The organism is Thermoanaerobacter brockii subsp. finnii Ako-1, assembly GCF_000175295.2.
GTDB classification, from domain to species: domain Bacteria; phylum Bacillota; class Thermoanaerobacteria; order Thermoanaerobacterales; family Thermoanaerobacteraceae; genus Thermoanaerobacter; species Thermoanaerobacter pseudethanolicus.
In genome coordinates this window covers 2271631-2283561 of record NC_014964.1, presented here as the reverse complement: position 1 = coordinate 2283561, position 11931 = coordinate 2271631, and the positions used below count along the sequence as shown (strand labels likewise).

The following is an 11931-nucleotide window of genomic DNA, read 5'->3' as shown; positions in this document are numbered from 1 at the left end:
TTAATGTGCTTGATGAAAGAGATGAATATGGAGAATACTTTAAAAAAGCAGTTATTATGAGAGCTGCTGAGGAGTGGGAGGAACCCATATCATTTCAAAATGCAGAAGTATATGAAGGAGCTGGCTTTGGTATTATTGGTTTTTTAGCAATTTTTTATCTGCTCGACAAAGTAGTGAATTTTTTAATTAAAGCAGAGATGGTGATAAGGCCCTATTTTAAAGAGCTTATGTCTTTTTTGAACTGGGTGTTAGGATACATTCATTTGTTTAACTTGTCCTGAAAAATTCCCGATAGAACCCCTTCGGGAACCTATCAGGAATTTTTCAGGCGTAAATCTTATGGAATTTTAAATAAAAATATAGCTTTAGGTGAGGATATATATGGATAACCAGGTTATGATTCTTAAAAACAGAGTTAAAAACATAATATCAAGATACCTGTGGAAAGCTGTAAAACCTGTGCTCCTCACTTTTTTGCCCTACTTGATAATAATGGGTCTGGTAATACTTATACTTCTTTCAATTTTTGGTGCAGCTCCTAAACAGATGGCTGAAGGAAAAGAAAAGGTGAAGAAGTATGTGGAAAGCATTAAGCCGGAAGTAATATCAAAGTACAGGCAGGAAGAAAATTTTCAGCTGCCGTGGGGTATAGTTTATGCAGTTGAGGAGTATGCAAACGGCTGGAGCAAAGATGTTGATATGACAAGAGTCAGAAGAATAGCTGAAGGGCTTAAGCCGGAGTTTGAGTATATGGACTATACGGAGAAGATTGTAACAGTTAGATTTGAAGTTAATGCTGAGGGAAATGTGACTGCTAAGGAGGAAGTTGCTTATGTGCCTGTTAAACTGCTTACTCAGGTAAGAACTTATGAAGGGATTTATGTGTTTGAGTATCAAGAAGTGACCGATGTAAAAGGAAATGAATCACGCACATATATGGCTTTAAAAGGGATGGAGTTTTATGAGGACTATTCTAAACTGGATGCAGTAATAGCAGGAGAAATTAAAACAAGCTTTTACAGTAGTTATAAACGAGAAACTAAAACCATTGAGCTTTCTGGAGGAAAGCTTTTGTGGCCTGTTCCTTCAAGTCATACAGTAACATCGCCTTTTGGCATGAGGTTTCATCCAGTGACAGGAACATACAAAATGCACACGGGAATAGACATAGCGGCAAACACAAGAGATGAAATAGTTGCAGCAGCTGACGGTGTCGTGACAACATCAGGGCCTTATGGAGGGTATGGGAATACAGTGGTGATAGACCACAGCGGAGGCATTTCAACCTTGTATGCACACAACTCACAGGTGCTTGTTAAGGTTGGAGATGTTGTAAAGAAGGGACAGAAGATAGCACTGGCAGGAAGCACAGGTATTGCTACAGGGTCTCACCTTCACTTTGAGGTGAGAGTAAGCGGAACTCCTGTAAATCCTTTAGGAGATATAAATGTGCCGGCAGGGAGTGTTGCAGTAAATGACAGTATTGACAGAAAGTTTATTCTGGAGACGGGAATTGCTTTTATGAAAGGTGATCAAAACTTGGAGTGGCTGCTGGGCATTGGTGCGAGCAAAGAATATGCGGCAAAACCCGGCAGAATACCGGAAAATTTGCTCCCTGTGTTTAAAGAAGCAGGAAGAGAATACGGTATTCCGTGGTATGTGCTTGCAGCAATAGCTTTTAGAGAATCAAGTTTTAATCCAAACGCAATAGGTCCATATTTGCCTGAGCTGAAAACAAGGGCTGTGGGTATGATGCAGTTCCTGCAAAGTACATTTGACGAGTATGCTGTAGACGGCAACAACAATGGAACAAAAAGTCCTTTTGAGCCCGAAGATGCAGTTTTCACTGCTGCGAGATATTTAGCGGCAAATAGAGATGTTTATTTAAGGAAAGGGTTTAATGAAGATGAGGCTTTAAGATATGCGGTATGGCACTACAATCACGCATGGTGGTATGTAGACCAGGTAATGGCTATTGGAGAAAAGTATAAAAATAATTACCCGTGAGGTGTTTTTTATGGAGAGGAGAAATAGAGCTGCTGCTTTAGCGAGCAGGATAATTCCTTATCATCCGGAATACAGAAAAATAACGGGTTCTGTAACAGCCGCAATTTTATTTGAGCAGCTGGAGTACTGGTTTGACAGGTATAACTACAACAGCTTTTATAAATTTCTTGAGCCAGCACCAGACCATCCTTCTTATGCTCCCGGCGATAGCTGGGTAGAAGAGCTGGGATTTTCTGTTGAGGAGTTTAGAACTGCTTTTGATAAGATTGGTGTAAGGTACAATTCAAAGACAGAGTTTTTAAAAGCCCAGGAGGAGGGAAGGCTTTTCATCAAAAACGGAGAAGAAAAGCTGTACTGCAGCTTTATAGACAAGCAGAAAAATGTAACCTACTATGTAAGAAACAATGAGGTGGTGGATAGACTGCTGGACGAACTCACTCACAAAGAAGTAGAAGGAGAACCTCAGTTTATAAAGCCGGAGATAAAAAATGAAAAGGCTGTGTATCCTGATATTTTAGTGAAAAAGGAGGGTGGTCAATCTCCAGAGATGGGAAATCCCAATCTCCCGAGATGGGGAAAGTCTATCTCTGGAGATAGGGAAAGTCCATCTCCCGAGATGGTAAATCCCGACCTCCCTATATCAATAGATTACATCAGTAGATTACATCATAAGATTACATCAGTCAGTCAGTCAAAAAATATGGAGATGGAGCAGGATGGACTGACTGACGGACAGACTTTAAATCGGTCAGTCAATCAGTCAGATGATTTTGACAGTGAGGTTATAAAGGAACTTAAAGAAAAGTACATGCTAACAGATGAAGATATAAAAGTCTGTTTAAGGAAAATGAAAGGGCGGAACATACGAAGCCCTGTTAATTTTTTAGAGAAAACAATTGAAAACTATATCAAAGAAAAATCGGTAATAGATGCTGTAAAAAAGGCAGATAGAGACAGCAGTACCTTTTCTGTACCTAAAAACTACTTTAACAGCTACTCACAGAGAAAATATGACGTAGAAGAACTGGAGAAAAAACTGCTGGAGCGGTCAATGAAAAGAGAAGACGATGGATGAAGGAGGAGATGAGTGTGATACTTCTTGCAACCGGAATCGAAGCGCTGGACAAAAAGCTTTCTGATGTACTTCCTAATACTGCAGCGGTGTACTACAGGGAAGCTGTTTTTAATTTTAATTTTGACACCCTGATTTTTTCCGAGGCTCTTACAGGCAGCTTACCAGCAGAAAATCTGCTTTTTGAGGTGAGAAAAAGAGGAAGGAGGGTTATTTTCCTTGCAGGAGAAAGCATTAATAAAGACCTCACAGCCAAACTTTTCATAATGGGAATATATGACTTAGTATTTGAGCCTGTAACAGCTGAGAAAGTAAAAGAGGTCCTTGAAAAGCCCAGAAACTTTGGAGATGTAAGCTATCTGCTGACGGATTTAACTATCAGTGAACTGAAAATTGAAAGCTTTGCAAAAAGTATAGAAACCGCAAAAAAGCAGATAGAGGGCATAATTAAATTTTTAGGCGAAAGCTACCGGTGTACCGATTTAAATGAAGGCCTTTTAGAGATTGAAAAACTTCTAGTAAAGGAGGTCCTTTATGAGCAAGATTATTAAAATTGCCTTAATAACAGCTGCTGTTTCTGCAGCTTTTATGCTTGTGTTTATGCAGAACATCCAGAAGACAGAAAAAGTGGTCATTGTGGAAAAAGACATACCTGCAGGCACTGTTATCTCAGAGGATGCAGTAAAGGTTGTTGATGTACCTGCTTCAGCAGTTAAACCTAACTATGCCAGAAGCCTATCCAATGTTGTAGGGAAAGTTGTGAAGGAAGGAAGAGTAAGAGGAGACTTCATTCCAGTTGAAATTTTAACTTCAAAAGATTCTCAACCCTTGGGCCCTGACCATGCTGTAATGACAGTTTCTGTAACTTCTGTAGAAGCAAAGACACTTCAGTCAGGAGATACAGTAAGCTTTATAGTCTTTGACCAGACAGGCTCTAAAGTTCTTGATGGCTTTAAGGTAATCTCAGTTGTGAAGGAAGACTCTGATAAAGCAAGCTTAATTCTCAATGCAGATTTAAACTCTGCTGCTGAGCTTGTGCCGTATTTGAAGCTTAATTCATTCAAAGTAGTAAGAAGGTGATGAGAATGGTAATTACAGTATTCAGCCCCAAAGGCGGTGTGGGAAAGACTACACTTGCGTTAGCTCTTGCAAAAGCTTTAAGCGAAACAAATAAAGTATGTGTTTTAGAATGTGATTTTTCTCCCGGTGATTTTGTGTCTTTACTTGATTTAGATAAAGAGAAAAACATAGTCAATGCATGTTTAGGAGACTACAGAGCCTGCCTTCAGAGGCCTCAGGGAGAAAAATTTGACGTCATAGTCGGCGGCTTTCCAGACATGCAGGAAAACTTAAAGTATGCGGATATGGAAAAGCTTATTAAAAGTCTTTCAAATGAATATGATTATGTGCTGATAGACTTACAGCCTCAGATTTCTGAGGTTACTGTCGCAGCACTTTTAAAAGCTGACAAAGTTTTGTTTGTAATGGAAGATGATATATCCGCAGTCTCAAGAACAGTTGGAATGTTTGAGTATTTAAGACTGCATGGATTTTTAGATGCAGGCAGGACCTGTGCAGTAGTTAATAAAGTGAGAGGGAAAAAGAAGTACATCACTGCTGTAGACCTAGGGATACCGGTTATTTACCACATCCCCTATCTTCGAAAATTAAATGAGTACAAAGATAAGAAAATGCTGAAGCATGCCAGAAACTTAAAAGATGCTCTTTTTGGAGTAAAAAAAGAAAAATCCTTGTGGAGGAGGCTTGTGAATGGCTTTAAGAGAGTTAAGCAGAAGAATTAATGATGGAGCAGTGGATGTTGAGAAAATGACAGATGAGATAAGGGAAATTATGATGAAGCACCACGGAAAGCCCAACATCAAGGATATACTGAGAGAAGAAGTGAAAGAGTATCTCAAAAAGAAATATCCTTTTGCACTAGATAGACTTATAGAATACACGGAAATGCTCTACTCTTCTCTTTACGGATTGGGAATTATAGAGAAGTACCTTAAGGACCCGGAAGTTACAGACATACATGTGAACGGCACAAAAATAATGTACAAGAAAGCAGGAGTAAAAATAGACGCAGAAGAAGAGTTTCCAAACGAACAGGCTGTGAGGGTTATACAGGACAGAATCCTTGCACCTTTAAATAAATCAATCAACATAGCAAATCCTTCACAGGATGCAGAGCTTTATGACGGCTCTCGTGCTCTTTTAGTTATACCTCCAGAGTCTGATAAGCCTGTCATAATTATCAGAAAGCACAATCTCTTAAATGTACCTTTAAAAGAACTAGTAAAAACTACAATAGGTCTTACGAAAGAAATGCAGGAGTACTTCAAAAAGGCGGTAAAAGACAGAAAAAACATCATAGTTGCAGGAGAAACAGGCGCTGGAAAGACGACTTTTATCAACTCTTTAGGCTTTGAGATTCAGGAAAAGCATGTAGTAGCAGTTTTAGAGGATACAAGAGAGATTAAACTTCATATACCCTATGTCTACTACTTCAAAACGAGAAAAGGAACGGCTGAAGCAAGAAGCGTAACTTACTCTGACATACTCAACGACTGCTTGAGAGCAGACCCTGATAGAATAATTCTCACTGAGATAAGAACACCTGAAAGCGCCTATGAGCTTATCCACGTTTTAAATTCAGGCCACAGAGGCTCTATGACAACAATACATGCAAATTCCTGCTTAGATGCTTTGTTAAGGCTTGAAATGCTAATTCAGGAGTTTAAAAACCTTGACTACAGAATCATAAGAAAGCTCATCTCAAGAGCAGTCGACATTGTCGTGTTTTTGAGGCTTACGGAGGATGAAAAAGGAAATTTAAAAGGCAGAGAGCTTGCTGAAGTTATTGAAATTGAGGGCATAGATGAAAACGGAGACTACATTTTAAAGCATGTGGTAGGTGATTAATGTGGCAGTCTCTTTTTTATTCGGCGCAGCTGTTTTTATGGTGGTAGTTCTTTTGTACAGTATTAGGGAAAATAAAAGGCTCAAACTTAAAAGAAGGCTGGAGAGGCATTTAGTGATATCACAAAAGAATGAGTTTAGTATAGTGGATTTATTTGGTTTAGGAAGCTTTATTGAGAAGTTAGAGAAAAAGCTTAAAAAAAGCGGTATTAAGGTAGATGCAGAGGAAGTGTTTTTGTGGTTTATACTTTTTACTATTGTGATACTTGTATTTTTGAGCTTTAAAGGTTTTACTTTATTAGGTTTTACACTTCCTGTTATGCTTTATTATCTTATAGACTATATTTTAGACTATTTAGGGAGAAGAAAAATAAGAAAAACTGAAGAGCAGTTTAGAGATTTTGTTAAAATGCTAGGAGCATATCTTAAAATGGTACCAAGCTTTGCTGGAGCTTTTATAAAGGCAGCTGAGGAAGCTGAAAATCCTTTAAAAGAGCACACAGACAGAGTTCTAAGGAGATTTCAGTTAGGAGAAGATTTAGAAGAAGCATTAAAAGAATTTAAAAATATAGAAAGCACATATATAAAAGTATGGATTGACAGCATTATTTTTGCAGTGAGGATGAAATCTGATTTATCGAGAGTGTGTGAGAGGACAGCTAAAAAACTTTATGAGAGAATAAAAATGTCAAACAGAATTGCTGCCATGACTGTGCAGGCAAAATCTTTAATGGTTTCTCTGGTAGGCATTATGGCTTTTATGATTGTTTCAACAGTGTCAGTTAGCCCTGATTTTATCAGGACTTTTTCTTCTCCTATAGGGAAATTAGTAATTGCTTATGCTGCTTTGAGCTACTTTATATCAACACTTTATATTCTAAAAAGAATAGACAGGGAGATGGAACTATGAGAAAGATTGTTTCAGAAAAACACCTTCAAAAACTTGGAATAAGACAGGACATGATAGAAAAGTGGGATAAGGAAATTAAAGCAGTCGGAGGAGTGAAAATATTTTTTTTTAAAGCTCATGATGTACTTGAGCTTTTTTCTTTTGGAGTTCTAATTTTGGGAGGCCTTATAGTTTTGTCAGTAGTAGGAACAGTAAACGGGGCAAATATTTTTGCTCTTTTATCTGTAGTTACAGGTTCAATTATTATGTTCTATCAATACTGGAAAAAACCAATAGACAGCTACAGGGAGAGCTTCTATAAAGAAGAAGAGCTCCCTGCTGCTATAGAAATCTTTATAAATGGTTTGGAGGTGGGAATGAATAAAGAAAATATTATCAGCTACATTGTTAGAACTAGAGAGGGGGTGGTAAGAGATTTATTACATGAGGCACAGGTAAGGCTCGACACAGGAAGCTCTTTAAAAGATGCACTCACTTATGCAGCTTCTAAAAGTTTAAATGACCACTTTAAAAGATTTGTAAAAATTATTACAGGAGAATTTGCATCTGAACAAGATATTAAAGAAAATTTAGAAGAACTTTTAGATGAAGTAAGAGAAATAAATTACAATAAAAAGACGGAAAGTGCATCTGTGCTTGACAACAGCTTATTCTTCCCTATTTTCTTAGGGTACTTTATCCCAATTTTAATAATCTTTGCACTGCCTTTTGTTCTGTCTTTAAAAGGCTTTTTTAATTTGTTTTAAAAAATAACAAAAATTTCAAGGAGGTAGATTTTAATGATTAGAAATATGTTAATGAAAGTTCAAAACATGGTGAGAAAATTTTTAAAAGACAGAAAGGGTGAGAGTCATCTTTTGTCTGTTATAGGGATGATAGCAATAGTTGTAGGAATACTTGTTGTGGTATCACCTACTATAAGGACAAATGTTTCAAATATGGTTACAAATGCTCTCAATACTGCTTCTGGCTTCTTCTCCAATGCCGTTCAAGGCAAGTGATAAACAAGTGATAAAGATGATAAGAAGATTTTTAAAAGACAACAGGGGAGCTTCGCAGCTTATTTCTACAGCTGCCCTGCTCCCTATCCTCCTTTTTATCATGGCTTCTATAGTTAATATTTCTGTTGTAAGCAACATGCAGACATTGGTCAATGAAGCAGCCTTTGAAGGAGCGAGGATAGGAATAAAGTCAGACACTCCAGAGCAGACTGCTCAGATGGCTGTACTTAATTTTGGGGATGGAATAACTGGATGGAAAATGGGAGACAGGCTTGCTGTTAGTACATCACTAAAAAATGACATGCTCACAGTAGAAGTTAGATATACTTTTTACCTTTTAGGAGGGCAGCAGAAGACTCTTGTGGGAAGAAGCTCTTTAAGGATAGGTGATACGCCGTGAGTATTCTAAAAAGATTTTTTCAGGACAAAAGAGGAGATGCTGTCCTTCTTTTTTTAATTTTCTTAGTCTTTTTATCACTTCTTTTTATGCAGGTAGTCTACTATGTCACAAATGGTATAAGTGCAAGGGAATACCTTGTCAAGGTATGTGATGAAATAGCCTACAATATCTCTTTAAATGCCCTTGATATAAATAGTGCAGAAAAAGGAGAAGTAGTTATTGATATTACAAAAGCTAATAAATACGCAGAAGATACATTTAAAAACTTAAATATACCTACAAAAAATATAATTGTAGAAATAAAAAACAATTACGTTTATGTAACTATTGTTGTCGATGGAAGCTATTACAAAACCACAACTGATTTTGTTATAACAGGAATGGCTAAAGTGAGGGATATATGATGAAGGTATTAATTATATCAAATGATAGGGAATATATTAAAAGAGCAAAAAAAAATTATGTAGATGCTGATGTAGTTTTCTCTACAGAGAGCGCAGAAATTATTGTTAGAAAAAATAGATATGATTTTATTGTAAGTAATATGTTAGGTAAGAAATTTAACAATATAGAAGTAAAAGATATAGAAGAGTATAAAAGTAAAAATTTTATAACTACAAAGCAGGAAGTTATTGCTGTTTATTCTTTCAAAGGTGGGGTAGGGAAAACTACGCTTGTGAAAACACTTTTTGAAAACTTCAATAAAGATGTAAAAGTCCTTATAGTAGATTTGAATTTTCAGGATGGAGGTTCTGATTTAAGTTTTGCTTTGGACCTTCCTGTACTTCCTCATATCGGAATGTGGCTTAGAGAAAGAATAAAAGAGAGTTTTTTTGAAAATTTAATTGAGTATAGTCCAAATGTATTTATACTTCAGTCCCCTCCTAAAGTGAGTCTTGTAAAAGATATTAGCGGAAATGATATTGATACAATTGTGAAATTTGCAAGAAGTAAGTTTGATGTGATAATTTTTGACCTCCCGGATGAATTTAACGAAATTGTTAAGGCTGCGCTTGATAATGCTTCAAAAATAATTGTATTATCTCAAGGTACAAAAGGAGAATTGGCAAGGATGAAGGAGTTTCCTTATGAGTATCTAACACTTTTTATAAAGCCTGAAAAAGGGTTTGGAAAGTATGCAAAAATGCTTAATTTAAAATATGAAATTATTGATAATATTAAAAAAGAGATAGACAGAGTATATGATTTTATATTATTGTAGTAAAATGCAAGAAAAAAATTGCTTATTTTTTGTTCGGACTATTTTTTCTTATCTTCCTTAGCGGTCCGGATTTTTCATTTTCGCTTTGCTCAAAACAAAAATCCGAATTAATAGAGCACCACCGCAGACGGCATACGCCGCAGCGGTCGTGCTTTTTTTATATTTTCGGGTCTTTTCTTGTAAGTATATTTAAAATTTGCCTCCCGCTTTTAAGATTATACGCCTGCTCTGTTTCCGGTTAAGGTGCCTTCGAGCATATCCTCCCTCGCTGCACTCGGTCCGGTATCCCTCGACTCCACCTTGACCTCCAATTCGCAGGCTGTTTTTCCTGTTTACTGCCGGGAGGCAAATTTGATTTTGAATTTTTAGGGAGGTGCTTGTAAGTGAGCATGAAAGAGATGAGAGACAAAGTTATGGAGTTTTTGAGGGAACATTTGGAGATTGATGAGTTTACTTTAGAAGACTGTAATTTTATGCCGGGAGGTGTTTTTGTGAAGGATAGAGAGGGCAAAAGTATGCTGTTTTTTTACGACTTTAAAAAAGATAAAGTGGACTACTGGTTTGGAGATGAAAAATAATTAGAGAATTTTATAAAAAATACTATCAAATGATTGTAAAATTATTTAAGATATGATAAAATATTAAATGAAAGGAGTATATACTATGGCCCAAATTGAGGAAATTAAAAAATTCCTCAATGATGCTAAAGAATTGATGAAAGCAGGTACTTTCGACTTTGTCCCACGAAAGAAAAATATGGATTCAATTAAAGAAGCTGGCCTAACAATTAAACATGTTAAAGAGATTATTATGGATTTAACGTACAAAAATTATTATAGAGGTCCTAGTGTAGATGTAGGCAGTAATAGACAGGGTTCTATATGGGAATTTGGGTATGATATTGAAGGAACGGACTTTTACATAAAACTTAAAATTGAACAAAGGGGAGAAAAAGAATGTTTGGTGTGTCTTTCTTTCCATATAGCAGAATATCCGTTAATTTATCCATATAAATGAGGAGGTGGAAAGTGTGAAAAAGTTTTGCCCTGTTTGCGGGATAGAGCAAGAAACAGAGATAATTGAAAAAGAAGAAGCATCGAACGTCAGAGGAGATGAAATAAAGGCTTTAGCAAGAATAAGGGTATGCAGTGTGTGTGGTGAGGAGCTGTTTGATGAGGAATTAGAGGAAGGAAACATAAAGAGAGTTTACGACATATATAGGGAAAAGCACGGCATACTTTCAACAAAGGAAATAAGAAATATTAGAGAAAATTACGGCTTAAGTCAAAGGGCTTTTGCGAAACTTTTGGGCATAGGCGAAGCTTCTATTGCAAGGTATGAGACCGGAGCTTTACCTGAAAAGTCTTTAAGTAACTTGCTAATGCTCTTAAAAGACCCAAAAAACATGGAAAAACTTCTTGAGAAAAATGAAGATGTTTTAAGCCAGAGAGAAAAAGCAAGACTGATACGGAGGATAGAAGAGATGAAAGAAGAGAGAGAAAATACTCTTAAAATTTCTGAAGAGCTCTATAAATTACTGAAAGAGAAAGCTAAAAGAGAAGGAAAAACTACCGATAAATTTGTTGAAGAGATTTTAATTAAAGTGATTTAAATAGAATGAAGTTGATATAATTTTCCATATATTTTTCTAATTTATGTTATAATTATATTAACGGAAAGGAGATGATTCCATGATAGACATAAAAAGAACAATAGCAATAGTAGGCATAGGCTTATTGGTAGGCTCTGCTACAATAGCAGCGCCGAAATTAATAGAGACATACAAAGAAAAGAAAGCTGCTGCGGTACAGGAACAAGTGCAGGAGCAGAAAGAGACACAACAGCAGCAGCAAGAACAACAAGAACAAATACAACAAGAAGAGCAAAAACAAGAACAAACTCAAGAGGAAGTACAGCAGCAACAACAGGAGCAGGTACAAAATCAAGAACAAGTACAACAGCAGGAACAAAAACAACAGCAAGAGCAAAACAAAACAGCAGTAACAAATACAAAAACGACTACAACAACTAATACAACAACTAAGAACAGCACAACTACAAGTACAAAATCAACGACTACAACCAAAACAACAACATCAACAACCACAACGGAAACAACGACACCGACAACTACAACTATAACGTCTAATACAACGTCTAATACGACGTCATCAGGCACTACTACATCATCAGAAAATACAACTTCAAGTGGAACAACTACATCCAGTGGAACAACTTCAAGTAGCGGAAGCAGTTCAAGTGGAAGTAGTTCGGGTAGTGGTAGTTCAAATACTTCAGATGATGGTGTAAAAGAATCTGAATATGATGGAGATATACCCGGTCCTCCACCACCGCCATAAATAATAAATAAGGTAAAACTTAATATAGAATAAC

17 protein-coding genes are annotated in these 11931 nt (G+C 36.5%); all 17 read left to right on the top strand.

The genetic code is table 11. The features are described from left to right. The first annotated feature begins 5 nt into the window (after positions 1-5). The 17 genes from THEBR_RS11285 (at position 6) to THEBR_RS11205 (ending at position 11897) form a co-directional block, all read left to right on the top strand. Positions 6-281, top strand: coding sequence for a hypothetical protein (locus THEBR_RS11285; protein ID WP_009052197.1), 276 nt, complete (start codon positions 6-8; stop codon positions 279-281). Between the two features lie 100 nt (positions 282-381). Next, on the top strand, positions 382-2007 hold the full coding sequence (locus THEBR_RS11280; RefSeq protein WP_012269803.1) for a peptidoglycan DD-metalloendopeptidase family protein: 1626 nt from the start codon (positions 382-384) through the stop codon (positions 2005-2007). A gap of 10 nt (positions 2008-2017) precedes the next feature. After that, positions 2018-3082: a hypothetical protein gene (locus THEBR_RS11275; RefSeq protein WP_013570863.1), complete on the top strand. Its 1065-nt coding sequence runs from the start codon at positions 2018-2020 to the stop codon at positions 3080-3082. Positions 3083-3096: 14 nt separating this feature from the next. Continuing rightward, the gene (locus tag THEBR_RS11270) at positions 3097-3630 is read left to right on the top strand and encodes a hypothetical protein (protein WP_012269801.1); all 534 of its coding nucleotides are present in this window, start codon (positions 3097-3099) and stop codon (positions 3628-3630) included. Then, the gene (locus tag THEBR_RS11265; RefSeq protein ID WP_012269800.1) at positions 3614-4159 is read left to right on the top strand and encodes an SAF domain-containing protein; all 546 of its coding nucleotides are present in this window, start codon (positions 3614-3616) and stop codon (positions 4157-4159) included. Before THEBR_RS11270 ends, THEBR_RS11265 begins: the two co-directional genes overlap by 17 nt. A 5-nt stretch (positions 4160-4164) precedes the next feature. Continuing rightward, complete coding sequence (locus tag THEBR_RS11260; RefSeq protein WP_012269799.1) at positions 4165-4881, top strand: CpaE/TadZ family protein; 717 nt, start codon at positions 4165-4167, stop codon at positions 4879-4881. Next, a complete protein-coding gene (locus THEBR_RS11255) occupies positions 4850-6007 on the top strand; it encodes a TadA family conjugal transfer-associated ATPase (protein WP_009052203.1) in 1158 nt (385 codons plus the stop codon). Before THEBR_RS11260 ends, THEBR_RS11255 begins: the two co-directional genes overlap by 32 nt. A gap of 1 nt (position 6008) precedes the next feature. After that, positions 6009-6914: a type II secretion system F family protein gene (locus THEBR_RS11250; RefSeq protein WP_012268623.1), complete on the top strand. Its 906-nt coding sequence runs from the start codon at positions 6009-6011 to the stop codon at positions 6912-6914. Beyond that, positions 6911-7660 carry a type II secretion system F family protein gene (locus tag THEBR_RS11245; RefSeq protein ID WP_012268846.1) on the top strand — a complete coding sequence of 250 codons (750 nt, stop codon included), beginning with the start codon at positions 6911-6913 and terminating at the stop codon, positions 7658-7660. Before THEBR_RS11250 ends, THEBR_RS11245 begins: the two co-directional genes overlap by 4 nt. A 33-nt stretch (positions 7661-7693) precedes the next feature. After that, positions 7694-7915, top strand: a complete 222-nt coding sequence (locus THEBR_RS11240) for a hypothetical protein (RefSeq protein WP_012268847.1) — start codon at positions 7694-7696, stop codon at positions 7913-7915. A gap of 16 nt (positions 7916-7931) precedes the next feature. After that, on the top strand, positions 7932-8315 hold the full coding sequence (locus THEBR_RS11235; RefSeq protein ID WP_244261807.1) for a TadE/TadG family type IV pilus assembly protein: 384 nt from the start codon (positions 7932-7934) through the stop codon (positions 8313-8315). Continuing rightward, a complete protein-coding gene (locus THEBR_RS11230; RefSeq protein ID WP_009052208.1) occupies positions 8312-8719 on the top strand; it encodes a hypothetical protein in 408 nt (135 codons plus the stop codon). Before THEBR_RS11235 ends, THEBR_RS11230 begins: the two co-directional genes overlap by 4 nt. Further along, positions 8719-9537 (top strand): CpaE/TadZ family protein, encoded by an 819-nt coding sequence (locus tag THEBR_RS11225; RefSeq protein WP_009052209.1) that lies wholly within the window; start codon positions 8719-8721, stop codon positions 9535-9537. Before THEBR_RS11230 ends, THEBR_RS11225 begins: the two co-directional genes overlap by 1 nt. A gap of 389 nt (positions 9538-9926) precedes the next feature. Then, positions 9927-10115, top strand: coding sequence for a hypothetical protein (locus tag THEBR_RS11220; protein WP_244261808.1), 189 nt, complete (start codon positions 9927-9929; stop codon positions 10113-10115). 85 nt (positions 10116-10200) lie between these two features. Continuing rightward, positions 10201-10554 carry a type II toxin-antitoxin system MqsR family toxin gene (locus THEBR_RS11215; RefSeq protein ID WP_012268849.1) on the top strand — a complete coding sequence of 118 codons (354 nt, stop codon included), beginning with the start codon at positions 10201-10203 and terminating at the stop codon, positions 10552-10554. 13 nt (positions 10555-10567) lie between these two features. Next, a complete protein-coding gene (locus tag THEBR_RS11210) occupies positions 10568-11149 on the top strand; it encodes a type II toxin-antitoxin system MqsA family antitoxin (RefSeq protein WP_012269797.1) in 582 nt (193 codons plus the stop codon). A 79-nt stretch (positions 11150-11228) separates the two neighbouring features. Then, the gene (locus THEBR_RS11205; RefSeq protein WP_012268851.1) at positions 11229-11897 is read left to right on the top strand and encodes a hypothetical protein; all 669 of its coding nucleotides are present in this window, start codon (positions 11229-11231) and stop codon (positions 11895-11897) included. Positions 11898-11931 lie beyond the last annotated feature (34 nt).

Bases quoted from the DNA above. Each gene is read 5' to 3' on its own strand.
- THEBR_RS11280 (WP_012269803.1), top strand. From the start codon at position 382: ATGGATAACCAGGTTATGATTCTTAAAAACAGAGTTAAAAACATAATA.
- THEBR_RS11275 (WP_013570863.1), top strand. From the start codon at position 2,018: ATGGAGAGGAGAAATAGAGCTGCTGCTTTAGCGAGCAGGATAATTCCT.
- THEBR_RS11265 (WP_012269800.1), top strand. From the start codon at position 3,614: ATGAGCAAGATTATTAAAATTGCCTTAATAACAGCTGCTGTTTCTGCA.
- THEBR_RS11260 (WP_012269799.1), top strand. From the start codon at position 4,165: ATGGTAATTACAGTATTCAGCCCCAAAGGCGGTGTGGGAAAGACTACA.
- THEBR_RS11255 (WP_009052203.1), top strand. From the start codon at position 4,850: ATGGCTTTAAGAGAGTTAAGCAGAAGAATTAATGATGGAGCAGTGGAT.
- THEBR_RS11245 (WP_012268846.1), top strand. From the start codon at position 6,911: ATGAGAAAGATTGTTTCAGAAAAACACCTTCAAAAACTTGGAATAAGA.
- THEBR_RS11240 (WP_012268847.1), top strand. From the start codon at position 7,694: ATGATTAGAAATATGTTAATGAAAGTTCAAAACATGGTGAGAAAATTT.
- THEBR_RS11235 (WP_244261807.1), top strand. From the start codon at position 7,932: ATGATAAGAAGATTTTTAAAAGACAACAGGGGAGCTTCGCAGCTTATT.
- THEBR_RS11225 (WP_009052209.1), top strand. From the start codon at position 8,719: ATGAAGGTATTAATTATATCAAATGATAGGGAATATATTAAAAGAGCA.
- THEBR_RS11220 (WP_244261808.1), top strand. From the start codon at position 9,927: ATGAAAGAGATGAGAGACAAAGTTATGGAGTTTTTGAGGGAACATTTG.
- THEBR_RS11215 (WP_012268849.1), top strand. From the start codon at position 10,201: ATGGCCCAAATTGAGGAAATTAAAAAATTCCTCAATGATGCTAAAGAA.
- THEBR_RS11205 (WP_012268851.1), top strand. From the start codon at position 11,229: ATGATAGACATAAAAAGAACAATAGCAATAGTAGGCATAGGCTTATTG.